Origin of the sequence: Levilactobacillus hammesii DSM 16381 (assembly GCF_001434395.1) — a bacterium.
GTDB lineage: Bacteria > Bacillota > Bacilli > Lactobacillales > Lactobacillaceae > Levilactobacillus > Levilactobacillus hammesii.
The window spans coordinates 240,090-266,796 of sequence record NZ_AZFS01000064.1; the positions used below are offsets into that span (position 1 = coordinate 240,090).

30 protein-coding genes and 1 tRNA gene are annotated in these 26,707 nt (G+C 49.6%); 17 read left to right on the forward strand and 14 right to left on the reverse strand.

Annotated features, from left to right (window positions below; translation table 11 throughout):
* Window positions 1-20: 20 nt before the first annotated feature.
* Genes FD28_RS11520 through FD28_RS11530 form a run of 3 tightly spaced genes read right to left on the reverse strand, consistent with a single transcriptional unit; the run spans window position 21 to window position 3,990 of the window.
* Window positions 21-941 (reverse strand): sce7725 family protein, encoded by a 921-nt coding sequence (locus FD28_RS11520; RefSeq protein WP_057735189.1) that lies wholly within the window; start codon window positions 939-941, stop codon window positions 21-23.
* Window positions 938-1,630, reverse strand: a complete 693-nt coding sequence (locus FD28_RS11525; RefSeq protein WP_057735190.1) for a hypothetical protein — start codon at window positions 1,628-1,630, stop codon at window positions 938-940. The genes FD28_RS11520 and FD28_RS11525 overlap by 4 nt, the downstream gene beginning before the upstream one ends.
* Window positions 1,627-3,990 (reverse strand): ATP-dependent DNA helicase, encoded by a 2,364-nt coding sequence (locus FD28_RS11530; RefSeq protein ID WP_083478186.1) that lies wholly within the window; start codon window positions 3,988-3,990, stop codon window positions 1,627-1,629. Before FD28_RS11530 ends, FD28_RS11525 begins: the two co-directional genes overlap by 4 nt.
* 153 nt (window positions 3,991-4,143) lie before the next feature.
* Here FD28_RS11530 and FD28_RS11535 point away from each other — a divergent pair, with 153 nt between their 5' ends.
* On the forward strand, window positions 4,144-4,407 hold the full coding sequence (locus tag FD28_RS11535; protein WP_057735192.1) for a PTS sugar transporter: 264 nt from the start codon (window positions 4,144-4,146) through the stop codon (window positions 4,405-4,407).
* Between the two features lie 65 nt (window positions 4,408-4,472).
* Window positions 4,473-4,676, forward strand: a complete 204-nt coding sequence (locus FD28_RS11540; RefSeq protein ID WP_057735193.1) for a hypothetical protein — start codon at window positions 4,473-4,475, stop codon at window positions 4,674-4,676.
* Between the two features lie 405 nt (window positions 4,677-5,081).
* On the opposite strand, the gene FD28_RS11545 is transcribed toward FD28_RS11540, so the two are convergent.
* A complete protein-coding gene (locus tag FD28_RS11545) occupies window positions 5,082-5,432 on the reverse strand; it encodes a hypothetical protein (RefSeq protein WP_057735194.1) in 351 nt (116 codons plus the stop codon).
* Window positions 5,433-5,710: 278 nt separating this feature from the next.
* On the opposite strand from FD28_RS11545, the gene FD28_RS11550 reads away from it, so the two are divergent.
* The 4 genes from FD28_RS11550 (at window position 5,711) to pstB (ending at window position 9,330) form a co-directional block, all read left to right on the forward strand.
* Entirely contained in the window at window positions 5,711-6,601 is an 891-nt protein-coding gene (locus tag FD28_RS11550; protein WP_057735195.1) for a phosphate ABC transporter substrate-binding protein PstS family protein, read from the forward strand.
* Between the two features lie 83 nt (window positions 6,602-6,684).
* The gene (gene pstC, locus FD28_RS11555; protein ID WP_057735196.1) at window positions 6,685-7,638 is read left to right on the forward strand and encodes a phosphate ABC transporter permease subunit PstC; all 954 of its coding nucleotides are present in this window, start codon (window positions 6,685-6,687) and stop codon (window positions 7,636-7,638) included.
* On the forward strand, window positions 7,628-8,515 hold the full coding sequence (pstA, locus tag FD28_RS11560) for a phosphate ABC transporter permease PstA (RefSeq protein WP_057735197.1): 888 nt from the start codon (window positions 7,628-7,630) through the stop codon (window positions 8,513-8,515). Before pstC ends, pstA begins: the two co-directional genes overlap by 11 nt.
* A gap of 11 nt (window positions 8,516-8,526) precedes the next feature.
* Complete coding sequence (gene pstB, locus FD28_RS11565) at window positions 8,527-9,330, forward strand: phosphate ABC transporter ATP-binding protein PstB (protein ID WP_057735198.1); 804 nt, start codon at window positions 8,527-8,529, stop codon at window positions 9,328-9,330.
* 54 nt (window positions 9,331-9,384) lie between these two features.
* On the opposite strand, the gene FD28_RS11570 is transcribed toward pstB, so the two are convergent.
* From FD28_RS11570 to FD28_RS11585, 4 genes are read right to left on the reverse strand one after another with little or no spacing between them, the layout of a single operon-like run.
* The gene (locus FD28_RS11570) at window positions 9,385-10,455 is read right to left on the reverse strand and encodes an ABC transporter substrate-binding protein (RefSeq protein WP_057735199.1); all 1,071 of its coding nucleotides are present in this window, start codon (window positions 10,453-10,455) and stop codon (window positions 9,385-9,387) included.
* Complete coding sequence (locus FD28_RS11575; RefSeq protein WP_057735200.1) at window positions 10,452-11,255, reverse strand: ABC transporter permease; 804 nt, start codon at window positions 11,253-11,255, stop codon at window positions 10,452-10,454. The genes FD28_RS11570 and FD28_RS11575 overlap by 4 nt, the downstream gene beginning before the upstream one ends.
* Window positions 11,252-12,091 carry an ABC transporter permease gene (locus FD28_RS11580; protein ID WP_057735201.1) on the reverse strand — a complete coding sequence of 280 codons (840 nt, stop codon included), beginning with the start codon at window positions 12,089-12,091 and terminating at the stop codon, window positions 11,252-11,254. Before FD28_RS11580 ends, FD28_RS11575 begins: the two co-directional genes overlap by 4 nt.
* Window positions 12,054-13,166 carry an ABC transporter ATP-binding protein gene (locus FD28_RS11585; RefSeq protein ID WP_057735202.1) on the reverse strand — a complete coding sequence of 371 codons (1,113 nt, stop codon included), beginning with the start codon at window positions 13,164-13,166 and terminating at the stop codon, window positions 12,054-12,056. The genes FD28_RS11580 and FD28_RS11585 overlap by 38 nt, the downstream gene beginning before the upstream one ends.
* A 238-nt stretch (window positions 13,167-13,404) precedes the next feature.
* Here FD28_RS11585 and FD28_RS11590 point away from each other — a divergent pair, with 238 nt between their 5' ends.
* The gene (locus FD28_RS11590) at window positions 13,405-13,752 is read left to right on the forward strand and encodes an ASCH domain-containing protein (RefSeq protein WP_235806896.1); all 348 of its coding nucleotides are present in this window, start codon (window positions 13,405-13,407) and stop codon (window positions 13,750-13,752) included.
* A gap of 59 nt (window positions 13,753-13,811) precedes the next feature.
* Here FD28_RS11590 and FD28_RS11595 read toward each other — a convergent pair whose 3' ends face one another.
* On the reverse strand, window positions 13,812-14,618 hold the full coding sequence (locus tag FD28_RS11595) for a hypothetical protein (RefSeq protein ID WP_057735203.1): 807 nt from the start codon (window positions 14,616-14,618) through the stop codon (window positions 13,812-13,814).
* A gap of 359 nt (window positions 14,619-14,977) precedes the next feature.
* Window positions 14,978-15,175, reverse strand: a complete 198-nt coding sequence (locus tag FD28_RS11600) for a hypothetical protein (protein WP_057735204.1) — start codon at window positions 15,173-15,175, stop codon at window positions 14,978-14,980.
* A gap of 497 nt (window positions 15,176-15,672) precedes the next feature.
* Between FD28_RS11600 and FD28_RS11605 the strand changes: the two genes are divergently transcribed.
* From FD28_RS11605 to FD28_RS13270, 9 genes are all read left to right on the forward strand, one after another.
* Window positions 15,673-16,254 carry a flavodoxin family protein gene (locus tag FD28_RS11605; RefSeq protein WP_057735205.1) on the forward strand — a complete coding sequence of 194 codons (582 nt, stop codon included), beginning with the start codon at window positions 15,673-15,675 and terminating at the stop codon, window positions 16,252-16,254.
* Between the two features lie 2 nt (window positions 16,255-16,256).
* Window positions 16,257-16,910, forward strand: coding sequence for an NAD(P)H-binding protein (locus FD28_RS11610; protein ID WP_057735206.1), 654 nt, complete (start codon window positions 16,257-16,259; stop codon window positions 16,908-16,910).
* Window positions 16,911-16,930: 20 nt separating this feature from the next.
* The gene (locus FD28_RS11615; RefSeq protein ID WP_057735207.1) at window positions 16,931-17,359 is read left to right on the forward strand and encodes a MerR family transcriptional regulator; all 429 of its coding nucleotides are present in this window, start codon (window positions 16,931-16,933) and stop codon (window positions 17,357-17,359) included.
* Between the two features lie 152 nt (window positions 17,360-17,511).
* Window positions 17,512-17,994, forward strand: coding sequence for a flavodoxin family protein (locus FD28_RS11620; protein ID WP_157059892.1), 483 nt, complete (start codon window positions 17,512-17,514; stop codon window positions 17,992-17,994).
* 14 nt (window positions 17,995-18,008) lie between these two features.
* Complete coding sequence (locus tag FD28_RS11625) at window positions 18,009-19,052, forward strand: zinc-dependent alcohol dehydrogenase family protein (protein WP_057735208.1); 1,044 nt, start codon at window positions 18,009-18,011, stop codon at window positions 19,050-19,052.
* Window positions 19,053-19,221: 169 nt separating this feature from the next.
* Window positions 19,222-20,562: an MFS transporter gene (locus FD28_RS11630; protein ID WP_057735209.1), complete on the forward strand. Its 1,341-nt coding sequence runs from the start codon at window positions 19,222-19,224 to the stop codon at window positions 20,560-20,562.
* Between the two features lie 82 nt (window positions 20,563-20,644).
* Window positions 20,645-21,247 (forward strand): NAD(P)H-binding protein, encoded by a 603-nt coding sequence (locus FD28_RS11635; RefSeq protein WP_057735210.1) that lies wholly within the window; start codon window positions 20,645-20,647, stop codon window positions 21,245-21,247.
* A gap of 35 nt (window positions 21,248-21,282) precedes the next feature.
* Window positions 21,283-21,645 (forward strand): nuclear transport factor 2 family protein, encoded by a 363-nt coding sequence (locus FD28_RS11640; protein ID WP_057735211.1) that lies wholly within the window; start codon window positions 21,283-21,285, stop codon window positions 21,643-21,645.
* A gap of 391 nt (window positions 21,646-22,036) precedes the next feature.
* Window positions 22,037-22,240, forward strand: a complete 204-nt coding sequence (locus FD28_RS13270) for a hypothetical protein (RefSeq protein ID WP_157059893.1) — start codon at window positions 22,037-22,039, stop codon at window positions 22,238-22,240.
* Between the two features lie 161 nt (window positions 22,241-22,401).
* Here the strand turns inward: FD28_RS13270 and FD28_RS11645 are convergent, their stop codons facing one another.
* The gene (locus tag FD28_RS11645) at window positions 22,402-22,800 is read right to left on the reverse strand and encodes a tautomerase family protein (protein WP_057735212.1); all 399 of its coding nucleotides are present in this window, start codon (window positions 22,798-22,800) and stop codon (window positions 22,402-22,404) included.
* 116 nt (window positions 22,801-22,916) lie between these two features.
* On the opposite strand from FD28_RS11645, the gene FD28_RS11650 reads away from it, so the two are divergent.
* On the forward strand, window positions 22,917-23,660 hold the full coding sequence (locus FD28_RS11650; RefSeq protein ID WP_057735213.1) for a LysR family transcriptional regulator: 744 nt from the start codon (window positions 22,917-22,919) through the stop codon (window positions 23,658-23,660).
* 600 nt (window positions 23,661-24,260) lie between these two features.
* On the opposite strand, the gene FD28_RS11655 is transcribed toward FD28_RS11650, so the two are convergent.
* From FD28_RS11655 to FD28_RS11665, 3 genes are all read right to left on the reverse strand, one after another.
* A tRNA-Ala gene (locus FD28_RS11655) sits at window positions 24,261-24,333 on the reverse strand.
* Window positions 24,334-24,410: 77 nt separating this feature from the next.
* The gene (locus FD28_RS11660) at window positions 24,411-25,634 is read right to left on the reverse strand and encodes an ABC transporter permease (protein WP_057735214.1); all 1,224 of its coding nucleotides are present in this window, start codon (window positions 25,632-25,634) and stop codon (window positions 24,411-24,413) included.
* Window positions 25,627-26,523, reverse strand: coding sequence for an ABC transporter ATP-binding protein (locus FD28_RS11665; RefSeq protein ID WP_057735215.1), 897 nt, complete (start codon window positions 26,521-26,523; stop codon window positions 25,627-25,629). The genes FD28_RS11660 and FD28_RS11665 overlap by 8 nt, the downstream gene beginning before the upstream one ends.
* Window positions 26,524-26,707 lie beyond the last annotated feature (184 nt).

Sequence of the window (26,707 nt, forward strand, 5' to 3'; positions counted from 1 at the left end):
CCTGAACAAGTTGTTCAAGCTCACTTTTCTATAGGAAAATTTTCCTTGAAGTACGCCGCCATCACTTGCAGATGGTGTTCCAGACTTAACCGTTTCACCACGCCCAGTCCAGGAAAGTGCTGCTGCTCATGGTACGCCGCCAATTGCTTAGCAGCGGGCGTTTGCGTGCTGAGGGGCTGTTGTGGTAACCAGGCCGCAAGCTGGGCCACGGCTTGGAAGAATTTTTCTTTGGGATGCTTGTAGTCTGACCGATCGGTGGAGACAAAGCGATGAATGCGCAGCTGCTCACCGCGAAAATACGTGAGATGGAGGGTCACGGCCCTGGCAGGATAGCCGTGTTCACTGTAATGCCCGCCACTAATCGTGTAGTCGCTATAGCCGCTATAATCGTGAGTGGTCAACGCCCAGTCGTCACTGAAGAAGCCGTCGGTAATGTCGGCGTAACTACGGTCGTGTTCGGGGAACCAGGCGTGATCAAAGAGGCTAACCGTGGGCCGCTGCAGCAGTTGGCGAATCCGGGCTTCTGGCGGCACCAAAAGATAGTTAGGAGCCGTTAGCCAGCCGGCCTGTTGTGCCGCTTTGAGCTCGTCATACTGGCGCGCAACCAGCAGTGTTTGGTGGCCGTTTGGTGCCGTGAGTTCATCGGGAATCAGCGTGGGCGTCAGGATGTGGCCGACGATAAGGGCGGGATTGTCCCGAAATGGGCGCCAGTCGTACAGCTTTTGCTGGGTCAGCGCATAGTCACTGACCGTGGGATTGGCGATGACCACGACCGGTTGCGCGTGGTCCACGAAGGCCGCAACGGTTTGGGGGAGACCGCGGATATCTCTGACGGGTTCAATGATGGGGATGATATTGGCCGGTAGAATCTGTTGTTGGGCAATGGCCTTCAAGGCCTGGAGGTCGTACTGCCGTCCCCGAAAATAAGGAAAATAAATCATGGGCGTTGCTCCTTTAGGGCCTGTTTCAATTGGTAGACCTCTAGGTTTAGGGCATCGACCTCGGTTTGGAGCGCTGTAACGGCCGTGGACTGGGTGTCTTCGATGAATTGGTCGTAAAAGTTGCTTTCCGGATCGTAGATGTCGTAGTGCTGATGGCGTTTCTTGAGCTCTTGGTAGAGGCGATCGGTACTGTACTGTTTGAGGCCAGTGGCCATCTGCTTAGCTTTATTGACCTCACGTCCCTGAGAGGCGATAAACCGGGCAGTCAGCTGACTCTCGGGAACTTGCAGGTCTTGCCGACGTGGTGGTCGAGCCACGGTGAGGTAGCCTGGTGCAACGGGGGCCTCGGTCGCCGTATCCAGCATGGCTTTATCAAAGGGCCGGTAGATCAGGACGCCAATGCCGGCGGGAATTTCGTCGGCCACCTCCTGATACAGTTTGAGAGGTAGGACAAAGTAGTTGTAATGGCCCACAAAGGACAATTTGGCCTTCGAGTGAAAGTCAGACTTGGTAACCTTAAGCTCATAACAGCGCCATTCAATCGAGAGATCGGGCATTTCCTGGTAGCTCAAGGTGTCGACAATCCCCGCGTCATCGGGCATGGTGACCTCTTCCACGGGAGAAGCACCGTTTTCACGACAGTAATAATAGAGTGTTTTTTCTAGCGCAAGTGTCAACTTGGTTTTCATGGGGTGACCTCCTGATGCCAAAAATTAGTAACGGCCGCGGTGAGTTGTTCGGGGCGATAGAGGCGGCGGAAATGTTGCCAGTGCTGCGGATAAAGATGGGTGTACCGGGGACTGGCGAACCGTTGATCCATAAGAAGAATGATTCCCACGTCCTTAGAGCCCCGAATCAGGCGACCGGCCGCTTGAAAGACGTTATTGAGACCGGGCAGCTGGTAGGCAAATGCAAAGCCTTGGTGGGACTGAACATCGAAGTAGTCGCGAATCAGGTCGGTCTCCGGATTGATTCCGGGAAGACCAACGCTGACCACGCCGACGCCAATCAGTCGGTCAGCCTTCAGGTCGATCCCTTCCGCAAAGATCCCCCCGAGTAAGGCAAAGCCTACGAGGGTCGTTTCGGGATTGGGCTGGAAGTTAGCCAGAAAGGCCGCCCGGTCGGCCTCAGCCATCTTGGCCTGTTGGACGACCGTTTTGACGTGTGGATAGGCCATTTGAAAGGCTTGCGTCACATCCAGGAGGTAGCTATAGGACGGCAAGAAAATGAGGTAGTTTCCCACTTTGCCATCGACCAGCGTTTTGATAGCCAGAAGGATGTTTGCCAGGTTGGCGTTACGCTGTTTGTAAGTCGTTTGAATGTAATTCGTGACCAGAATGGCTTGGTGTTCGGGTTCAAATGGGGAGTTTAAACGGTAAGCCAGACTGTCGTCATCACCGCCGAGCACCGTTTGGTAGTAGTCGATGGGGGACAGGGTCGCGGAAAAAAGGACGGCACCGTGTCCCAAAGCCAGGCTGTCTGCCAGAAAGGCACTGGGATCGAGGCAAAGCTGCTTGAGGGTGATGTTGCCGTCTTCAAGCGTCAGGCGCATCCGATAAGTGTCATCGTAGTACTCACCAATACGCTGGTAGCTGATGGCCGCAAAGTAGTAGTCAAGGATGCTTTGGGTGAAGGGCGTCTGGGGCTGATCGACTAGCCAGTCGTGGATGGCTTCCACCAACCGTGAGAGATCGTGATTAAAGTCTTCCGGTGGGGTCAGAAAGGTACTGTCGGTCTGCCCCTCCTGAATCAGTGGCGCCACGATGTCGTCAAAGGTCGCCCGCAGGTCCTGAAGCCGGCGCCGGAGCTTGGGTGTCGCCTGACTGAGATCACGACTCTGTTCGATGAGGCGATCCAAGGGCCGGCTGGTTATTTCTGCGGAGTACATGTCGCGGGAACGGCTGACCAGGTTATGGGCTTCATCGATCAGAAAAAAGTTGTCGGGGTCTTCCGCGGTAAAGAACCGTTGGAGATGTACCTGCGGGTCAAAGAGGTAGTTGTAGTCGCCAATCACGACATCACAAAAAAGACTGGCATCCAGTTGAAATTCAAACGGGTCCAGGGTGTGTTTGCGGGCGTATTTTTCGATAACGGGGCGGGTGAGCTGGTCATTGTTTTGGATGAGGTCGAGCAGGGCCGGCTTCAACCGATCGTAATAGCCTAACATGTAGGGATTCTCATCGGGCTGCAGGTCGGCCTCCTCTGGAAACTGGATCTTGTCCTTGGCTGTCAGCGTGATACTTTTGAGCTTTAAGCCTTGGCTAGCCATGAGACTGATGGCTTCCTCGGCCACGGTCCGGGTACTCTGCTTAGCGGTCAGGTAAAAAATGCGTTGAATCAGGCCTTCCCCGATGGCTTTAATGGTGGGAAACAGGGTGGAAATCGTCTTCCCCGTGCCCGTGGGCGCCTCGGCAAAGAGCCGTTTGCTGGTGAGGATGGTCTTGTAGACGGCGACGGCCAATTCACGCTGGCCCGGTCGGTAGTGATCGAAGGGAAAGGTGAGTTGTTGGATGGTGGGATCGCGACGGTCGCGCAGATCGGAGCGAAATTTCAGCCAAGTAACGTATTCGGTAATGACTTGATCGAAAAAGGCTTTCGCAGCCTCACGACTGATGACCTGTTCGGTTTGCGTCGTGGTTTCCGTATTGGTCTGAAAGTAGGTTAAGGTGAGGGTGACTTCATCGAGGTCACTTTCCTTTGCCATCAAGAGATAGGCGTAAAGCTTCACTTGTCCCCAGTAGAGGGTCAAGGTGTTTTCGCTTAACTGGTCAAAAACCGTTTCTGAAGTCTTGATTTCCTCGATACTGGCGCCGTCTTCGGTCAGTGTCACGCCATCGGCTCGGCCGTGCAACAGGTAGTCTTCGCCATTGAGAGTGAGGTTTTGATCGAGGTAATATTCTTTTTGGTAATTTTCTCCGCGCTGTTTTTGCAGGCGACGGTGGATGCGTGCGCCCAGTAACGCCGTATTTTGACTGTTGCTGGTACTTCCCAGGTCGCCGGTTCGTAAGGTGAACTCGACTAATTCACGCACGCCTAGTTTAATCGTCAAAGCCACATCGCCTCCATTTCTGGCAATAAGCATACCATACTTTGGCCGTCGTTTGAACGCGTGTTCGGAACGAATTGTTTCCTTGTGAAATAAAGTGAAAAGTCTTGGCTTTCTATATGTAATCGCTTACAATGTGAGTAAGAGGTGATCACGATGAAGACAATTGGATTCCCATTATTTGAAGAAATGCCAACCGTTGACGAAGCCCCAGCACTGGAAAAGATTTGCCAAAAACATGCTAGCAAGGTGACCATCAAGATTCGTGATGTCGAGATTGATCCCAGCCAACATGAAGAAGTGGCCGAGCTGACGGACTATGCGGGTCATTACGTTCGGATAGTAGCGGAGGGCCCAGACGAGGCCTTACTGGCCGGCGCCATCCATCAACAATTGGCAACGGACAAGTATTGCTACTAGCTGCTTGACGCCACATAAAAGATTCGCTAAGCTCAAAGTAATTCATTTTTCAAGGAGACTTAGCGGTGAGCGAAGAGCAGATTGCCAGATTATGTGAAATTGCACCCAAGTATGGGTTGCATCTGGAACATTCAGGATTGGTCATTACCAAGGTCAACGACCAACCAACCGAGTTAGACACGACCAAGTACATGCCGGACCAGTTCATTGATCTACTGACCCAGATTATTGGGACGAATATGAAAGCAGATTTGTGGGATTGGAAATAGAAAGAGTGCGCCAAGGGGCGTTTAGATCCTGAGCATTAACGTCATAAGCAGAAAAATCCCGGTTTTGGATTATTCTGCTTATGGGGTTAAGCGCAGGGATCTGCCCCTTGGCGCACGTTTCGGCTATATAAGATTAGAGTACCCGTCTCTGAGCATTAACGTCATAGGGCGGAAAATCCCGGGTTTGGATTATTACCTTAATAGCGTTAAGCGGAGCTGACTGTCCCTTGACGCACGTTTCAATGAAGTTAATACAATACTCCTGCCCCCAAACGCAATCAGCTAATATTAATACCGGTTTATTTATCAGGACGGAAAACGTCAATCACAAGTCACAAAAATGCAAAGAAAAAATACCGTTGGTCCAGTTGGCTTCTAAAGTCACTGGGCTAACGGTATTTGTGTTTAAGCTTCTTCCCAACGGTTAAATTCTTGGGGATGACTGCTCAGATAGTCGATGGCTTCTTGGCCCAATGCCTTGGTTGCGGCATCGATGTCCGTTGGCGCATCGTCATCATTGGCATCCGCTTCGTCTCGTAAGAAACCGGAGGCGAGGTCTAGGTACTTGGTTCGCCGGCCGACGCCGTTATCCTTGAATAAGTCGTCTAAACCGGTCAGGTCTTGCTTACCGGCAGCGGCCACTTCTTGTGCTAAATCTGCTTTGGCACCGAGCTTGGCTGCTGCGTAATCCATCAGAAAGTCGTTCATATCAACGATCATGGCGTGTCGTGCTTTTCTTTCATTTTTGTTTGCCACTTCTGGTCACCTCTTATCTTAATTCTAGCCATTTTCCCAGCGCGGCGCAATTAACGGCCCAAATATAATGGAACAATCGTGTTTGGGGGTTAACGACCTAAATATAAATGAATTTATGTGGAATTTGGCAACATTTACCGAAAATTTACACGATTGCTACGAATAATATATATTCATCGCTTAGAATCAAGATTGTAAGTTACGGGGAGGCATTTTGTGAGGCTCATCTGAGTTTTGCGAAATGGTTCTACTACCTTTAAAGACATGGAGTGACAGAGATGAATAAGGGATCAAAGTTAGCAATGGGGATTGCAGCGCTTAGTGTACTGTTAGTGGGTTGTGGGAAAGCCACGAGCTCAACGAGCAGTAAGGGAAGCAGCGAAGCACTTTCTGGTAAGGTGACGGCTGTTGGTTCAACTGCATTACAACCTTTGGCAGCCAAGGCTGGTGCCAACTTTACGACTAAGAACAGCAAGGTTAATTTGACCGTTCAAGGTGGGGGTTCCGGAACTGGGTTAAGTCAAGTCCAAGCCGGTGCCGTTTCACTTGGTGACTCTGATATTTTTGCTGAAGAAAAAGCGGGTATCAAAGCTGACAAGTTGACGGACCACAAGGTGGCCGTCGTGGGGATGGCCCCAGTTGTTAACAAGGATGCCGGCATCAAAAACTTGAAGATGGCCCAAGTTAAGCAGATCTTTACGGGTAAGATTACCAACTGGAAAGAAGTCGGTGGTAAGGATCAAAAGATTGTCATCATCAACCGGGCACAAGGTAGTGGGACGCGCGCAACTTTTGAAAATGCTGTCCTGAAGGGTGCTACGGCCGTAAAGTCACAAGAACAAGACTCTAACGGTGCCGTTCAAAAGATCGTGGCAACGACGCCTGGTGCTATTAGCTACTTGGCCTTCTCTTACTTCACGAACAAGTTACAAGCCGTTTCTATCGATAACGTCACACCAACCGATAACAACGTGCAAACGAACAAGTGGAAGATCTGGTCCTACGAACACATGTACACGAAGGGCACGCCTGACAAGGCAACTGCTGCTTTCTTGAAGTACATGGACTCTAAGGACGTTCAAAACAGTTTGGTTAAAGACATGGGTTACATTAGTATTCATGACATGAAGGTTACTAAGGATGCGAAGGGTGTTGTTACCCAGAACTAGGATCATAACCTTCGATTAGAAGTTGTCACAGAGTGGGGGTGCGGTCAAAGGCACCTTCACTTTTTTTAAGGGGGAGTCATTTAATGGAACAAACTAATTTTCAATTAAAAAAACAAGACGCCCAATCACATGAGTGGGAAACACAGTTGCACCACGCAACTAAAGCCACCCGTGAAGATTGGATCGGTCGTGGGATCAGTTACTTCTGTATTGGCATTATTATTTTGGTCGTTGCCTCAATGCTGTGGTTTATCACGTCTAAAGGAATCGCGACGTTTACACAGAACCATGTGAGCCTGTGGAAGTTCCTATCGGGAACCAACTGGGCGCCTGATCAGGGCCAAATTGGCGCATTGCCGATGATCGTCGGGTCATTCGCTGTTACCTTCGCCGCCGCAATCGTTGCAACCCCGTTTGCGGTCGGGACGGCCATCTTTATGACTGAAATCTCACCGAACAAGGGCCGGAAGTTTCTCCAACCTGTCATTGAACTGTTGGTCGGGATTCCTTCCGTGGTCTATGGTTTTATTGGACTGGCGGTCATTGTGCCGTTTATGCGGCACTTAGTCGGCGGTTCCGGTTTCGGGATCATCTCGGCAACCTTCGTGTTGTTTGTCATGGTGTTACCGACGATTACGTCGATGACGGTCGATAGCTTACGGGCGGTTCCCCGTTTCTACAAGGAAGCTTCCTTAGCCTTGGGCGCCACGCGTTGGCAGACCGTGTCTCGGGTTATCTTACGGTCAGCCACTTCTGGGATTTTAACGGCTGTTATCTTCGGGATGGCACGGGCCTTTGGGGAAGCCTTAGCCGTTCAGATGGTGATTGGGAACGCCGCTATTATGCCGAAGAACCTGATCTCACCGGCGTCAACGTTGACGAGTCAGTTAACCACGGGTATTGGGGACACCATTGATGGGACACTGCCTAACAACGCCTTATGGTCATTGGCACTGATCCTATTATTGATGTCATTATTCTTCAACGCCATCGTGCGGGTCATTGCTAAGAGGGGGCAACTCAAACATGAACGCTAAACGCACAGATCTCATTGCAACGATCGTTATTGATTTGATTGTCGCCTCCGTGGTTGGCATTCTGTTCTTCCTGCTGGCATACATCTTAACGGCGGGATTGCCTCACGTCAGTTGGTCATTCTTGACCGGGGCCACCGATGCCTTCAGTGGCGCCGGGGGGATCGGTGTCCAGTTGTTTAACTCCTTTTACTTGTTGGTCTTGACCATGTTGATTTCCGTTCCCATTTCACTGGGCGCGGGGATCTACTTGGCCGAATATGCGAAGGATAATTGGCGGACGAGCCTGATTCGCTCGGCCATTGAAGTTCTGAGTTCCTTGCCATCCGTGGTGGTGGGGCTGTTCGGCTTCTTACTCTTCGTGGTTAAGTTTAAGATTGGTTTCTCCGTTATCTCTGGGGCCATCGCCCTGACGTTCTTCAATCTGCCACTGTTAACGCGGAACATTGAAGAATCATTGAGTGCCGTTTCCCGGAGTCAACGGGAAGCCGGGTTATCACTAGGGTTATCCAAATGGAAGACGGAATTGGGCATCATTCTGCCCGTGGCTTTACCCGGTATTGTGACGGGGATCGTCCTGAGTGCCGGGCGGGTCTTCGGGGAAGCTGCCGCGCTGATTTACACGGCGGGTCAGAGTGCGCCCGTGACCAACTTTGCCGATTGGAATCCCATGGATCCGGCTAGTCCGTTGAATCCATTCCGTCCAGCCGAGACGTTGGCGGTTCACATCTGGAAGGTCAACACGGAAGGTTTGGCGAGCAACGCTGCGGCCTTGTCCGCTGCGGCCTCGGCAGTCCTGATTATTGCGGTTCTCCTCTTCAACCTGGGCGCACGGTTATTGGGAACGTACCTGTATCGTCGCGTCACGGCTAGCAAGTAGGAGGGACAGCTATGTTAAAACAATACTCATTTGAAGAAACTGCGGTACAAACGTTTGATGACAAGACGTCATTAGCCATGAAGACCGAAAACATGCAGGTGTTTTATGGTGAAAACCATGCCATGTTTGATGCCAACCTGGCCTTTCCGAAGAATCAGATTACGGCCTTGATTGGCGCCTCGGGTTCCGGTAAGTCCACGTACCTGCGTTCGCTAAACCGCATGAACGATGGGATCGCCACGGTAACCGGTAAGATCTGGTATCATGGCGTGAACATCAACGAACCCGGCGTGAACATCTATGAAATTCGCCGGCATATCGGGATGGTGTTTCAACGCCCCAACCCATTTGCGAAGTCGATTCGGGAAAATATCGTGTATGCGTTGCGGGCTAACGGCCTTAAGAAAAAGGCGGAACTAGAAGAACGCATCGAACAGAGCTTGAAGGGTGCGGCGCTCTGGGACGAAGTGAAGGACAATCTCGACAAGAGTGCGTTGTCACTCTCCGGAGGCCAGCAACAACGGTTGTGTATCGCTCGGTCGATTGCAATGGCACCGGATGTGCTCTTACTGGATGAACCTTGTAGCGCGCTTGATCCCATTTCCACGGTTAAGGTGGAGGAGACGTTACTCGAGTTGCAAAAGAAGTATACGATCATCATCGTGACGCACAACATGCAACAGGCGTCACGGATTAGTAGCCAATGTGCTTTTTTCCACTTGGGTCATATCATGGAATATGCCCCAACAGGTACGATGTTTAGCAATCCCCAGATTCCTGTCACGCAAGATTATATTGCCGGTAGCTTTGGTTAGTACCGACAGACAAAAGCCCCACAACGATCTGCTGTCGTTGCGGGGCTTTGTTGGCTAGTGATGCATTTTAAATTCAAGATAGAGGTCGTTGTAGAGCCCGACCTGAGTTGGTGAGAGGTCACGGTAGACCTCCAAGTGATGTAGCGTTGTGGTGTTGGGATAGAATTGGTGATCGTCCCGAACGGCAGCGGGTAGCAAAGCCTTGGCCGCACGATTAGGCGTGGCATAGCCGACGTATTCCGCATTCTGGGCGGCGTTTTTGGGTTCCGCCATGAAGTTCAGAAAGGCATAGATGGCTCGGTCGTGTTGGGCCGTCTTGGGGATGACCAAGTTGTCAATCCACAGGTTACTGCCCTCGCTGGGAACTACGTAGTGTAGGTGGTGATTATTGGCGAGCATCTCGGCGGCCTCACCGGACCAATCCACGGCCAGGGGCGCCTCATTTTGCGTCATATACATCTTAATTTCATCGGCAACGGTTGCCTTGACGTTGGGCGCTAATCGGGTGAGCTTCTGCTCGGCGGCCCGCAGCTTTTGCGGATTGGTGGTATTCATCGACTGTCCCTGAGAGGCCAGGGCCATCCCCATGATGTCTCGTGCCGAATCAATTAACATGATCTTATCGCGGTACTTCCCTGACCACAGATCCTGCCAGTGGTTGACGGTACCAGGCCGCACGAACCGATCGTTGTAGATAATGCCTAAAGTGCCCCAAAAATAGGGGAGCGAATAGCGATTCGTGGGATCAAAGGAACGTCCCATGAACTGTGGGTCGTAATTTCTGAGACCGGTCAGTCGGCTGCGATCCAGCGGTTGTAGGAGGTGGGCGCGTTTCATCTTAGCGACCATGTATTCGCTGGGAATGGCCAGGTCGTAGTGGGTTCCTCCCTGCTTAATCTTGGTGTACATGGCTTCGTTGCTATCAAAGGTTTCCACGTTGACGTGATAGCTGGTTTCTTTCTGGAACTTTGTCAGTAGTTGGGGATCGATGTAGTCGCCCCAATTGTAGAGATTGAGAACTTTACTGCCGGTACTGCCACTGGAGGCCTGGAGATGATGCCCCGCATAAGCGAGAAGGCCGCAAATGGCGAGCAGACCGACGATGAGACTAATCAACCGTTTCATGAGACCACCTCCCGCTTACGTTGCCGTCGTTTCTGACTGGCTTGTTGTATCCAATAGTAACCGCCAACCAGCAACAGGGAGAAGAGAAACATGACACCAGATAGGGCGTTGATTTCCAGATTAATTCCTTGGCGTGCCCGGGAGTAAATCTCAACGGAGAGGGTGGAAAAGCCGTTTCCGGTGACGAAGAACGTGACGGCAAAATCATCCAGAGAGTAGGTCAGCGCCATGAAGAAGCCGGCAAAGATGCCTGGTGAAATAAAGGGAATGATGACGTGCGTGAGTAACTGCCGAGTGGTTGCGCCCAGGTCCTGTGCGGCATCGAGGAGGGACGCTGACATTTCTCGTAGCCGTGGCAGAACCATTAAGACCACGATCGGAATTTCAAAGGCAATGTGGCTCATCAGGACCGTGCTAAATCCCAGGGGAATCTTCAGCATGGTAAAGAAGATCAGGAAGCTTGCACCAATGATCACATCGGGTGAGACCATCAGCACGTTGTTTAGCGTCAGGAGGGATTCACGGGTCACCCGCTTGGTGGTACGCGTGATGCTGAGCGCACCCAGTGTGCCAATCAGGGTGGCAATGAGCGCCGAAAGCAAGGCAATCAGCAGGGTATTCGCCACGATGGCCAGCATCCGTGTGTCACTGAATAAGGTCTGGTAGTGGCGCCAGGTGAAGCCGTGAAAGTTGGTCATGGTGTCCCCCTGACTAAACGAGTAGGCGATTAGAAAGATAATGGGGGCGTAGAGAATGGCAAAAACGATAATCAGATAAATATTGGCAAATCGTCGTTTCATCGCGGAGTCCCCCCTTCGCGTTTCTGATCACCCGTCAGGAGCATGACGACAATCATGGCCACAATCAGGATAACCCCAATTGTGGACCCCATTCCCCAATTCATGGTCGTCAGGAAATGTTCTTCGATTGCCGTCCCAAGTGTGATAACCTTATTCCCACCAATCAACCGGGTCAGCATGAAGAGGGAAAGCGATGGAATGAAGACGGCTTGGATGCCGGCCTTCACACCGGGGAGGGTCAACGGAAAAATCACGTGGCGAAAGGTCTGCCAATTGCTGGCACCCAGATCCCGACTGGCGTTGATGAAGGCTGGGTTGAGATCGTCCAGCGCGTTATAGATGGGCAGAATCATGAAGGGAATCTGGATATAGGTGGCCACGAAGATGAAGCTGGCATTGGTGAAGAGAATTTGCTGGGGGCCAATGCCAATAAAGGTCAGAAACTGGTTAGCAAGACCCGCTTGGCTAAAGATGCCAATAAAAGCGTAGGCCTTGAGCAGAATGTTGATCCAGGTCGGTAGGATCACCAGCAATAACCAGAATTGGCGGTGTTTGAGTTGATGAATGAAGTAGGCCGTGGGGTAACTAATCAGGCCGGTGAACAGCGTAATTAAGAAGGCATACCACACGGAGTTGGCCGTCATCTTTAAGTAGGTTGCGGATTGAAAATAAGTGCTGTAATTGCTCAGCGTGAAGTGGTGACCGAGGTCAAAGAAGGATTGGTAAATGATCAGCGCAACCGGGGCAATGACAAACAGGGCGAGCCAAAGGCCATAAGGAAGAAAGTAGGTCCAAGTTCTACGTTTCGTCAACGTTATCACCCTCCAATTCCTCATAGGTTTCGAGGCGGGCATCGAACTCCGCTTCCTTTTCGCCGAATCGCATGACGTGCAAGTCTTGTGGGCGGAAGGTGATCCCGATCGTCTCGCCATCTTCAGCGGGGTTGACGGAGTGGATCAGCCAAGCGTTACCGAGGTTATCGGTCGCCGCAATCTCGTAGTAGTCGCCCCGGAAGAGTTGCGTGTCGATGGTGACCGTGAGTTTAGCCTGGTCGCGGGTCGTGAGCGTCAAATCTTCTGGACGGATGACGACCTCCACCGGTTCATTGTCGGGAATCCCGGCATCGGCGCATTCAAATTGATGGCCGCCGAAAGCCACTTGAAAGTCGGCAATCATCTTAGCGGGGAGAATGTTGCTTTCCCCAATAAAGTCCGCGACAAAATGGTTGATGGGTTCATCATAGATGTCGACGGGAGAGCCACTCTGTAAGACCTCTCCTTGGTTCATGACGAAGATCTCATCACTCATGGCGAGGGCCTCTTCCTGGTCGTGGGTCACGAAGAGAAAGGTGATACCCAGACGTTGTTGCAGGTCACGCAACTCGTATTGCATCTGCCGGCGTAACTTGGCGTCCAAAGCGGAAAGGGGCTCGTCGAGGAGCAGCACCTTGGGTTCCATGACGATGGCGCGGGCGATGGCAATACGTTGCTGCTGGCCCCCGGAAAGGGCACTGATGGCACGATCACCGTAGTCGGCCAGCTGGACCAACTGCAGGGCTTTGGCCACCCGTTGGGCAATTTCGTCCTTGGCGACCTTCTTGAGGGTCAGACCGAAGGCAACATTCTCCGCCACGGTCATGTGGGGAAAGAGCGCGTAGTCTTGGAAGACCGTGTTGACGTTACGTTTGTTGGCGGGGACCTCATTGATCCGCTTTCCGGCGAAGAGCACGTCGCCTTCGGAAATGGTCATGAAGCCGGCAATCGCCCGTAGAATGGTGGTCTTGCCGCAGCCCGATGGTCCGAGCAAAGTGTAAAATTTGCCGGACTCGAGCGTTAGATTAATGTTTTTTAAAATGGTATGGGTGCCGTAACGCTTGGTGACGTTGCGTAGGGTAATAATAGGTTGGGTCATCAGGCTACCTCCTCTGGATTGAGAATTTTAAAAGAAAATATGGTGTAACCTAAATGATTATAGCGGGTTTCCTGACAAAAGGGAACGAAAAAAGATGGTAATCAGCCATGATTATTAGGGGAGATAAGTAACAAATTATTTTAATCAGTTAATGGTGTCAGCGTGGGGATAATGGACGTGCAATGCCGCTGAATAAATGCGATGATAAGTGAAAATGGATGATGAAAGCAGGGTGGCAATGACAAAACGAATGATGCATCTGAATGCGGCGGCCTTTTCTACGGTTCGGGCCGGAACCAAGGCGATTGAGGTACGGCTCAACGATCCCAAACGCCAACAGCTACAAGTTGGCGATACAATTACCTTTGTGAGTCTGGCTGACTCGCAGCAACAGGTGGCCACGCGGGTGGTGAGCCTGCGGGTGTTTACCACGTTTGCCCAACTCTATCAGCAGTACCCACACGAGGCCGTGGGTAGTCTAGCCACGGACAGCTTGGCCCAGATGGTGGCCGAAACTTACGAGACCTACGCGCCGGAACGGGAACGGCAATGGGGCGCACTGGCGATCGGGGTGCAGTTGGTTTAGACCGCCGTGACCGGCAGATGAAAAAAGGCCACTCATGACGAGTGGTCTTTTGAACGTTTCTAGTCGTCATACATCATGCCGACAAAGTAAGGCTTGGTATTAACGGTGTAGTTCGTCCAGCTTCCCCGGTCTTCTTCGCTGAAGTATTTGAGGTCATGGGTATTGCGGTTCGTGATTTTAATCTGATATTTGTGGGCACTCAGCTTTTTCCCGGGGATGCCCTTAATCGCCCGATTGTATTGAACAGTGGTCGTGTTGCCCTTGACCGTCGTCTTGGTCATCTTGGCTGATGCAGTGGGCTTGAAATTATCCGTGAGGTGACCCGTGATCACCATATCGCCGCTAGCATCATACTTCGTCATGGCGGACTTGCTGTAATACTGAATGTAATTGTCCAACGTTAGGTAGAAAGCGGAGCTGTTACCGTAGTTGTAGTGGCGATCTTGTTTGAACCCCGTGCCAGCGCGTAAGACCGTTCCCCGGATAGGGGCCTTTAAATTAACATTTTTAAAGTTAGCCTTGGTTAAGGGAATTGTGGCATCGCTTGAGAATCTGAGGTGACGCAAGCGGTTGTAATGCACCGGACCGGAAGTGAATGAGACTTTGATAGGCCCCTTACCAGTCGGTTGGCTAATCTGCGCAACGCGTAACAGGGCGCCCTTTTTCTTTAGCAGTGGTTTGTAGGTGTTCCCCTGTTTTTGGGTGATCCCCACGTACATCGCTTTCTTGGTACGGACGTAGCCCGATTGCCCTAAATTTAAGTATTTGCTTGATGCCTGGGCTGTTGTCCCCGCAGTGAGCCCAATCCCTGCAACAGCGCTGAGCAACATGAGTGTGGCGATGGATTTGCCTTTAAGTTTTTTCATGTAATTCCCCCTGAAATATTTATTGTACAGAACTAGTGTAACGCTACTGAGCGAGTTTGAGCATATAAGGTGGGGCAGTGATGGAAGATTGGTGGATTAGTTTCCGCAGTCTAGGAGAACAAGCACAGTGCGTAAATTTTGGCGCTGCTTAATTCTATGAGCCAGTTGTAACAGTTGCCGCGAAATCATGGCGTCTCTATTCGTGTGATCACCTCATGAGCAGTATAGTCTTGCGAGGATTAATTTGATTTTCAGAATGAGGGTGGCATCGTGCACCGACTGGCCATTGAACCAATAGGGGTCTAAATAGCCGTTGCCAATAATCATCTGATTACTGGCAACGGCTATTTTAGAATCTTTTAGGGTTGCGTTTTTAGATCAGTTTCTCGCTGGGCAATCAGCGCTTTAAGCTCTTGCAGATCGTCAAGTGTGGACTTGTTTCGGATAAAGCTACGTGCAGCAGACCGTGCATTAATGTAACGTATGCGGTCTTTGTTTTTGTCGTCCCACTTTTTATTGGCTCTTGCCCGGGCCTCGGTGTACTCATTTTTAGCCATTTTGAATCCTCCCTGGAAATTTTAGCAGTCAAAAGTCTAGATTAAAACCGAGTCGTCCAAGCGCTATGGTTCAATAAAATTTAGCTACTCGGGTACTCATTACCTTATCGGCATCTATTAATAAAATACACCTAACCTGCAAAACATAAAAGGATGGTTAAACGAAGTAAAACATTGCGGAACGTGCGTTTAATAATGAAGATAGTCTCTCCTTCTAAGAAAGTAAGCAACTCGCGTAGATGGACATCTGAGCACTGTTGTTACTAATTGGCACGGTCACGCTCTGTATCAATTTTCAAGTTCTCTATACTATCTGCGAGTAATAAATATTGTTTTTAGATAGTTTTTTTATCCGACAAAATAGAGTTGCTGAATAGCCCACTATTCGATGGTTTACATGCAAGTATTGAATGTTTTTTTATTTTTCACTTGCCTTGAAGTACACATTAAGGTTTAACCTAAAACCATTCAAGCAAGTAGAAAGAAGGTAGTGAATAATGACAAAACAGTTACCAAAAGGCCGTGGGGCCCGTTCTGATGGACAAGATACCAATCGAAGCGAACAGCCAAACCGACATTTAACGCCAACGGCTAAGACCCTGATTATTTACTTCTCCCGAAGCGGCAATACCGAAGCTCAGGCAGAATTAGCACAGCGCTATCTACAAGCTGACAGTTATGAGTTAGTGGCCGTACAGCCATATCCTAGTGATTATCAAGCGAGTGTCACCCGGGCAACGGCAGAACGTGAGCGACAAGCTTGGCCGACATTAAAGGTAACCGACCTGCCTGACCTAAGTCAGTATGATTTGATTTTATTAGGTCACCCAATCTGGGCAATGACCCCGGCTAATCCGATGCGTCAATTTTTGATCCAATTTGGCAAGCAGTTAGCCGGTAAACGAGTCGCGTCATTCTCAACTAACGCCGGGTATGGATCGGGTGATACACAGCAGGTATTAGAATGTCTAACGCCGAACAGCACAACGATTCTACCCAACTATAGTATTCACGATGTGCAGTTAGAACACACGACCAGTGATTTTAAGCGCTGGTTAACGCAGACAAAGGAGTCTTAATCATGACAAAAAAAGTAATGATTTTAGCAGCAAATGGCCAGATTGCAAGAATTGTTGAACAACGGATTTTAACGGAAGACCGATTTGCTGATGTGTCGTTAACCCTCTTTCTCAGAGATACTGGGCGGCTGGCCGATTTACAATCAGATCCACGGGTGACGCTGGTGGACGGGGATATTACCGATCCAGAGGCCGTGCGGACGGCAATGGCCAATCAAGATTTAGTGTTTGTTGCCGTCGTCGATCATGATCGCCAGAATCGGTTGACGAAAAATGTCATTGCGGGAATGCGAGCCAATCAAGTATCTCGCGTCATCTTTACGAATGTTTTGGGCCTATATGATGAAGTTGGCGGTGAGTTCGGTCAGTGGAATCTTGACATGATCGGTGCTGGCATGGTACCAGCGCGAAAGTCCGATCAGTTATTGACTGATTCAGGTTTAGACTACACGACACTACGGTTGCCTTGGCTCAATGATCGGGACATCAACTATACCGTTACGACCCGTAATCAGTCCTATAACGGGGTTTCAGGGTCCCGTCAAAGTATCGCAGATGTCGTGTTAACCATTATTGCTGACCCTAGCAAGTATAGTCGTGATAGTATTGGGATAGCAGATCCTGATACTGAGGGACAAACGCGACCAGTTTATTAATTTATAGGGAGTGATGCGAAATGAACATTAAAGAAGCCAGTGAAAAGACAGGGGTGTCCTCGGCTGCCATTCGTTACTACGAGAAGGAATCCTTGATTCCGCCAATCGATCGAACTGAGGTGGGTAATCGTGATATCGATGCCCGGATTATCCGACGAATTAAGTTTGTGACACAGATGCGGGCTGCCGGAATGAGTATTGAAAATTTACGACGCTACATTGAGCTGTTCGATGCGCAAGAGGATAATACTAAAGAACAAAAAGCATTGTTGCAGGAACAGTTAGCCGTGATGGAAGAAAAGCGAGATGACCTGCAAGCCGCCATTGACCATTTGAACTATAAGCTTAACCATTTCTATGATCATATGCAGGAAACGGAAGAGGAACTCCGTGAGCTGGAGAAACAACATGTAGCGAAGGTTGAACGGGAAAATAATGAAGCTGACTAATGGATTTCATGATTAATCGCCAATTCTAATATATATTTGGCGTCAAATAAGCACCTGAGCTTTGTTTCAGTTGTTTTATTTTGAAGAATGCTTGCCTTAAAGTCCACTTCAAGGTCTAGACTGGAGCGTAGTTAAGCTTAGGAGGAATCGACATGACAAATAACGTTCTAATTGCGGATTATTCATGGTCTGGTAATACGGCAAAACTAGCAACAATCATCCAACAGGAAACTAGTGCAGATCGGCTGGATTTAACCGTGGCGGCAGGCACGTTTTCTGACGACATGTATGCGACCGCTGACGTTGCCAATCAGCAGTTGGCGACTGGTCAGCTCCCCATGCTGACCAGTGAGCAGCCACGGTTGGATCAGGTCCAGTTATTACTGGTTGGTGGTCCAGTTTGGTCGGGTAAGGTGGCAACGCCGGTCCGGTCTTTCTTGCAGCAGTTGCAGGGTTATCAGGGCACGGTGGCGCCGTTCTATACAGATGCAGGCACACCCGGTGATTATGAGACTGATTTTGCTAAGTTAGTCCCAAGTCTATCGGTAGCGACTGGATTAGGTGTCGCAGCTAGCGAACTGACACAGTCGAATCAGCTAGTGGCTGATTGGCTACAGAAATTAACGGTTAAATAGTGGAGGCTAATGACATGAAAACAGCAGTATTTATTGAGCCAGGAAAAGTTGAAGCACAAGAATTGCCTAAACCAACGGTCAAGAATCCAACAGATGCCGTATTAAAGATTGTCCGCGCCTGTGTTTGCGGCTCTGACTTGTGGTGGTATCGCGGGATCAATGACCGACAGAAAAATACGCCAGTTGGACACGAAGCCATTGGCATTGTCGAAAGTGTGGGGAGTGCCGTTACCAACGTGAAACCCGGTGACTTTGTGATTGCGCCATTTACTCACGGTTGCGGTCACTGTGCGGCTTGTTTGGCAGGCTTTGATGGAAATTGTGAAAATGCTCGGACCGATGATGAAATTGTCGGTTATCAAGGCGAGTACTTACGGTTTAAGAACGCTGACTGGGCGCTGGTTAAGGTTCCCGGCCAACCTAGCGATTACTCGGATGCGCAACTCAACGACCTGTTGACCCTGGCTGATGTGATGGCCACTGGTTACCATGCTGCGGCAACTGCCGAAGTCAAAGACGGTGATACGGTTGTTGTGATGGGTGACGGTGCAGTTGGCCTTTGTGGCGTCATTGCGGCTAAACTCCGTGGTGCCAAACGAATCATTGCGATGAGCCGGCATGCGGATCGTCAGGCATTGGCTAAGGAATTTGGTGCGACAGATATTGTTGCTGAACGTGGCGACGAAGCCGTTCAACGTGTGATGGACTTAACAGCTGGCGCTGGTGCAGATGCTGTGTTGGAATGTGTGGGGACGGCTCAGTCTGTAGATACGGCTGTTAAAGTTGGCCGGGCTGGCGCAGTTGTTGGTCGCGTGGGTGTTCCCCAGAAAGCTGAAATGAATACGAACAATCTTTTCTGGAAGAATATTGGGCTCCGTGGCGGTATCGCTTCGGTCACCACTTATGATCGTGATGTGTTATTGGCTGCCGTTTTAAAAGGTGATATTCACCCAGGGAAAGTCTTCACACAGCGTTTTGACTTGGATCACGTGGCCGATGCGTATGCTGCAATGGACCAGCGGAAAGCGATTAAGTCATTATTGGTGATCGATCAATAAATTTAAAAATAACGAGGATGTTTGCATTGAGCAGGCATCCTTTTTTGCTAGTAATAAATTCTAGTTATGAAAAAATATTTTTGAAAAAAACAAAATTATGGCTTGCCTTGAAGTACAGGTGAAGGTCTAAACTGCTAATCATTCACTTGAAAGAACGAGGGGTAATGACATGAAACAACGCAAAGGTTTTGATTGGATTTTACTGGTTATTTTAATGAGCTACTTTATGATTCTCCTAGACAACTCGATTATTTTTACGGGAACGGTTAAGATTGCCCACGACTTAGCGCTTAACCAAGCAACCCTATCCTGGGTTAGCAGTGCGTATTCGTTAACCTTTGGTGGGTTTCTCTTATTGGGTGGTCGTGCCGGCGACTTGTTCGGTCGACGCCGTGTCTTTCAACTAGGTTTGGTAATCTTTGGATTAGGATCACTGTTAGTGGGACTGGCAATCAATGCACCCATGATCATCGCGGCACGGGCTTTTCAAGGAATTGGCTCAGCCATTCTAGCACCAACAACGTTAGCGATTTTGATGGATACCTATGAGGGGGCCGAGCGCGTCAAGGCAATTGCTTATTATGGGGCCATGGCCGGTATTGGTGCTAGTGTTAGCTTGGTCATTGGTGGCATCTTTGCTAGTCTATTGACTTGGCGGGTAGGTTTCTTCATGAACGTGCCAATTAGCATTTGGATGTTTTATTTGGCCGTTAAGCACTTACAGTTGGATCATGGTCAGGGTGGCCGCTTAGACTGGTGGGGTACGCTAAGCTCCTTGGTGGGAATGAGTGCCTTAGTTTACAGCATTATTGGCGAACGGGCACGATTGCTTGCCTTAGTGGTGGCCGTGATTGGTTTGGTCAGTTTTATCTATCAAGAATATCGAACGGCACAACCAATCATGCCACTGCGCTTATTTGTCGATCGTGAACGGATCGGCGCCTATGTCGGTCGGTTTCTGTATCTGGGAGCCATGATGGGATTCTGGTTCATTACACCACAGCTGATGCAAAATCAATTAGGTTTTAGCGCGTTGATGTCAGGTGTGGCCTTCTTCCCCTTAACCATTGTTAACTTTATTGTAGCGTTACAGGTAGCAAGACTGACCGCTAAATGGGGCAATGGTGGCTTGTTGGTAATAGGGATTGCGTTAACCGCAGCGGGCATGTTGTGGTTAAGCTGGTTTACATCCCCTGTTGGCTATTGGTGGGGGATTGCGGCACCAATGGTTGTGATTGGCATCGGCCAGGGACTGTCGCTGAGTCCCTTTACGGCAGCCGGTGTGGCCCATACCCAAGGAACTGACGCTGGTGCTGCTTCTGGCGTGGTTAACGTCATGCATCAGATTGGGGGCTCAGTTGGACTGTCAATTCTGGTGACGACACAGGATCTATTTGGTGGCCATATTGAAGGTTTTCAGCACGCAATTCTAGTAGGGGCAGGTTTACTGCTGGTTGCGCTGGTTGCTGCTGTCGTGTTGATTGTGCCAGGTGAGCAGAAATCAAAATAAAAAAGTTTTAAATAAGGCTTGCCTTGCAGTTACTACAAGGGACTACACTAATCTTATTCATAAATGAACGGAGGAATTGATGATGACAAACGTTTTAATCATTGGGGCAACTGGTTCTATTGGGAGTGTTACCCGGCAATATTTCTTGGATCATACGGATGATCAACTAACTTTAATGGCACGGAATACCAATCGCTTGGGTCAACTGTCCAATCGCGAACAGGCAGTTGCTGGCAGTGTCACCGATGTAGCAACACTACGGACAGCATTGCGTGGGCAAGACGTCGTTTTTGCGGCGTTGAGTGGCAATTTATCTAATATGGCTAGGAGTTTAGTTGCTGCTATGGATACAGTAGGAGTTCAGCGCTTGGTGTTTATCACATCAATGGGAATTTATAATGAAATTCCGGCGAGTGTAGGGGCTAGTGGTAATCTCCGTAGTAATCCCATGTTACAAGGTTATCGTGCGGCTGCCGATGTTGTTGAGGCGTCCGACCTTAATTACACGATTATTCGTCCGGGATGGTTTGACAATGGTAATGATACGGATTATCAAGTGACTAAGAAGGGTGAACCTTTCGGCGGCCATGATGTTTCACGGAAGAGTATTGCAGATCTTGTCGTTCGGTTAGCTCATGATGAGCCGCTCGGTGCTCGTGATAGTTTAGGAATTAACCGGAACTAACAAGGCGAATGATGATTTGAAAGGAAGTCCCATGGATGAACGATGATATTTTAAACTTATATCGGACCTTCAATATAACGATGGCAGCTAATGACACAGTAGCTTTAGATCAGTTGCTGGCACCAAACTTTACATTGACGCATATGACGGGGTACGTTCAGCCTCGAAGAGAATGGTTGCATGAGATACAACAGGGCACGATGCACTATTTCTCATCGGTTGAAGATCATGTCACGATGGTCGCAACGGCGACTGGCTGGCAAGTCACTGGTCAAAATCGAGTGGTGGCTAGTATTCATGGAAGCCGTCAGCATGAGTGGCCGTTAAATACAGTGATGACAGTTGAACAGGTTGCTGGAAGTTGGCAAGTCGCGGCGGCTGTTGTGACTACTTATTAGGGTGAAACATAATTGATTTTGGATATTGCATATTTAGTCACAACGTCAAGCAACGTTTAGCCATTGATAATTTGTGCGTTCAGTTCGTTGATGGTGATTTAGAGGACAAAGAGAAGCTAGTAGCGTCTTTAAGTGGTCAAGACTTGGTGTTTCTTAATGTTCCGCTGCCCTCGACATGCAAAAATCAGCCTTCTTTGATCACCGTGATCCTAAGATGGTGGAAGCATTAGGCGGTCGCCAAGATTAATCAATTAATTTTAAATGTGGCGAGTCTGGGACAAAAACTCTAGACTTTGAAATAATAATTTGAACTTTAGAGTAGAACAGGCCCAGAAGAGTCAGTTCATTTTCGACGTGTACAGTGCCGATTTCGTTATTTTTCGGGTGCGCATTGATCTGCGGCGTATTAGATCAGGTTCGTGATCGTCAGTTGTCATTGAATCAGGCGAGTGACTGCTTGGAAGCCACGCTACATCTTCAAGTGGCAGGCCTGCTCGCGCCCAGCAACCAGGCTAAGCTAGACGTGAAGCAGGTAGCGGGACTTGAGGCAACTGTTCTGCGGGAGTTTCGGGAGACGTATGCGTTGTTAGTTTAATGACTCGATAATCAAATCAGCAATTTCTGAAGTTTATTGGACACGAATGCGTGTTGAAAATTTAGGGTGATCTGTTTACTAATTTAGTAGACAAAATTTAAATACACGAAAAGCACCGGTCACCAACAGTATTGCTGGTAACCGATGTTTTAATCTATGAGTTAAATTTGTGGCGCAATGTACCGGTAGGCTTGGGTTTTGCCACTAAAGCCCCAATCATCCGCATCAACATTTTTCACGACTACGTAGCTGGCAGGTGCGACTGGGCCTAGGATGGCCTGCATACCCGTGAAGGCTTTCTCAATAAATTGGGCCTTCTCATCGCGCGTATTTGTCCCTGTGGTGACCTTGATTTCAATGTAGAAAGTGACGGCATCCTGATTGGCAATGGCTTGGCCGCCGACGAACCAGTGGGGTTGATCGGCAAACTGAACATCTACAGCGACAACGTCATGGGCTTTTCCCAATGTGTCCGTTGCCAGGTTGGTTAAGAGTTGGGCGACTTTTTGCGCGGTCTCAGTGGATTGGGGTGCGGCGATTCTGACATTTAAATATGGCATAATGAATGTCCTCCTTAGTGATTTACAAGACTTAGTATAGCCAGAAATGGGTAGCCTGCCTATGTTCAAAATATGGTATAGTTATCGTAAAATGCGATAACCTAGGAGGATGAACGATGCAAATTCAAGATCTCAGTTTGTTTCAGGCAATGTACACGCTAAAGTCAATTAATCGAGCCGCCACCCAGCAAGGGTATTCGCAGTCTAATGTCTCGGCCCGGCTCCAGGCCTTGGAAGCTGAACTACAGGTTAAGTTGTTCGTGCGCGGTTACCAGGGGTTGACCGCCACAGCTGCTGGGGACACTTTTTATCGTTATACCCAAAAGGTTTTAGCGGAGACAACCCGGTTGCATCAACAATTGGACCAGACGCAAACGGGGACGCACATCGCCATTTCAGAGCTCCTGTTTGACTACTTAGTCGTCACGCAACATAAATATGATTTGGAAAAATACCAGTTTGCCATTAAAAAGTCGACTAAGCTGGCGAATGATACAACAGAAACGGCACAATTAGTCATTACCTATGCGGATTTCAAAAATCCTAATTACCGTGTACTTGAACGTGGCTGGCTGCAGGTCGCCTATGCTGCCCAGCGAAAAGAAGTCACGGGTAAACCCCTATTGATTAATAGTGATCCGGCCTGTCCGTTTCGACGGGCAACGTTGGCGGCGGCCAAACCAGAGACGCCCATCAGTGAGGTGGATTCTTGGAGTGGTATCGTTGCTTTGGTAAAAGCCGGAGAAGGTGTCGCGCTGTTACCCCAATTTCTGTTGCAGCAAAATCAACTCGTGCCGCTGGCAGAAACAGCTACCCAGAAAATACCGTACTGGACGTTTCAGAAAGTAACGTCTGATTGATCACGGAAACAGCTTACTATTAAGCCGTCATTAGTTATTGACTAATAATTATAAGCAACGAGTCTGGGACAGACTCGTTTTTTGATACCATCCATAATGAACCACAATTTATTCTTGTGGAATAGGAATGTGGTAAAGTCGTATTTAAATTCCAAAAAATGTTTTTGAGTTGTATTTCGTATTCGCTGTACTCTATGGGGGACAAGGGATTGGCAAAGTGAAAATGGGGTCTTGTTATTTGAATACGTATTTTATATAGCTGAATTTTGGAAGGCAATTAGATAGTCTGCTTTTGTTGCCGATTGCTGACATTATCAGGATGATTGTTGAAACCTTTATTAAAAAGGTTCAATGATATTGAGGTCAAAAAGTGATGCTCAGTTGGTGTCATTGGTGCGAAATGAAAAATAGAGCGTGAGCTAATTTCTCAGCTCACGCTCTATTCATATCTATCACTATCGATTAATTTAGTTCAGAATTAAATGCCATTTAAAATGCCATTAAATGCCATTAGATGATTCTATATGTGATGTTTCAAAAACAAGAACCCTGTAACAACAATACTTTGACGCTCATTACGTTCCTCTGAAACCTATCCAATGGACCCTACCGGATTTGAACCGACGACCTCCTGCATGCGAAGCAGGCGCTCTCCCAGCTGAGCTAAGGGCCCGAAACTTACCCATTAATTATAGCACGCTGGCTAAAAATGTTAATGGGTAATGGGATTATCTTTTCTAAATGGTGAGGCTATTTTTGCCGACGCCAACCGTGGATCAGATGTTGCCAGAAGCTCCGGTTATCCGTTTGGAGAATCAGACGCTGGTACTGGCTGCCGATGTAGCTGGCGAATAGGGCGATCGCGGCGAGTAGGATTGCCAACGAGATGGCCTGTTCCCACCCGTTGACCGTGCCGTTAATGATGCGCATCGGCATGAAGTAGGATGAGAAGAAGGGCACGTACGAGAGCACCTTAACCAACAGCGCATCGAGGTTGTTCTGGAAGGGGAAGGTGGCAAAGAAGCCAAACATGCCCAGCATAACCACGGGCTGTGCCGCCTTGGAGGCATCCTCCGCCTTGGCAACGACCGCACCACTATAAGCGGCCAGAATCGTGTAAATGATTACTCCCAGGAACAGGTAGACGAGGTTAATGTTGAGAAGGTTGTGGAGCACCGCATCAATCAAGCTTTGGTTCTGGGTGATCAACGGCTTAAGCGACGCATTGTTGAGGGCAATCTGGAAGGCCGCCCACCCCCCGACCAAGTAGATGACAATCTGGGTGAGAATCACCAGCAGGATACCACCAATCTTGCCGACAAAGTAGCTGGTCGCTGTGGTACTCGAGAAGATGATTTCCATAATCTTGGTGCCCTTGTCCGACGCAATCTCCTGTGCGGCAATCGAGGCGTAGGTGATCAGGATGATGTAGATCATGGTGACCAGAATCCAGAAGGAAATGGTCTTCGCGAGATTAGCGGTTCCGGCCTTCTTAGCAATATGTTGTTGCAAGACGGGCGTACGAGCCATGAGGCGTTGCTGGTGCGTGGTGAGCTTGGCCTGTTGATAGTTGCGCGCCTGCTGGTACTGACTCAGAAAGTTTTGCGTCTGTGCCTTGAGGCCACTCGTCATGCGGCTACTGCCGTGATAGTCGGCGCGGACCTGTTGGGTCGTTTCGTTCAACTGAAGGTAACCCGCCAGGTGATTCTTCTTCATCGCGGCCTTGGCCGCCGAGACCGTGGTGATCTTGGTGTTGAGGTTGTCGGTTTGCTGTTTCAAATAGGCTTGGCGCAGGGGCTGCGAGGTGCTGATCACGGCCACCTGTTTACTACTGGAGGCGCTGTTGGCACTGACGTAGCTGATGCCCACGGTCAATCCGATCATGAGGAAGGGACCCAGCACCATAAAGAGAAAGCTCCACGATTTAATCTGCCGAAGATAGGTTTCTAACGTGACGATCCAGGTTTTACGCATGATCTTCACCTACTTTCAACCGGAAAATTTCATCCAGGGTCGGTGGCTGCTGGCTGAACTCTTCAATGTAGTGGCCCTGCGTGAGCTCGGCGAAGATTGTGGGGCCAGCAGCCGGATCCGTGAGGTGCAGCAGGTACTGGCCGGGTTGGCGCACGTCGACGTGATTAACGGCGGGCAGCGTTGCCAGTCGCGTGGCGGACCAGTCGGTGGTCACGTAGAGTTCCGTCTTGCCAAACTGATTCCGGACGTCGTTGAGCGTGCCGTGCAGGACCATTTCACCCTTGCGGAGCATCACGAGTTGGTCACACAGGGCTGAGACGTTTTCCATATCGTGACTGGAGAAGATGATGGCCGCACCGTCGTCTCTCGCCCGCAAGATGGCCTGTTTGAGCAGATCGGCATTGACCGGGTCCAGTCCGCTGAAGGGTTCATCCAGGATTAGCAACTTGGGATGGTGAATCAGCGTACAGATCAGTTGCACCTTCTGCTGATTTCCCTTGGACAGGTCGTTGATCCGACTCTTACGGGTTCCCTTGACCGCAAATCGTTCCAGCCAGTCGTCAATCTGGGGGCGGATGACCTTGGCGGATTGATTCTTCAGCCGCGCCAGGTAGATGATCTGCTGCTCGATGGTCAGCTTGGTCATGAGGCTCCGTTCCTCGGGCAGGTAGCCAATCGTGTCGAAGTCAGCGGGGGATAGGGCGTGGCCCTGCCAACTGATCGTCCCATCGTAGGCGATGAAGTTCAGAATACTGTGAAATGTGGTGGATTTACCAGCCCCATTTTGGCCGATCAAACCTAGAATCTGGCCATTCGGGACCTCAAAACTGACGTCATTTAGGGCCTTCACGGGGCCAAATTGCTTGCTGATGTGTTGAATGCTTAGCATGCGTCGTTCTCCTCTTCGAAGTTAATACCCATATTATACGCGAACCCTTCCGGCAAACCAAAAGGAATCCTCGTGAAATGGTGAGAATGGGTGGTGAGCTGTCAGGTGGTGTCCCTTTCGAGAGACAAAAATAGTCGATAACCCGGGCAAAGGACCCAGTTATCGGCTATAGCGACGGACGACA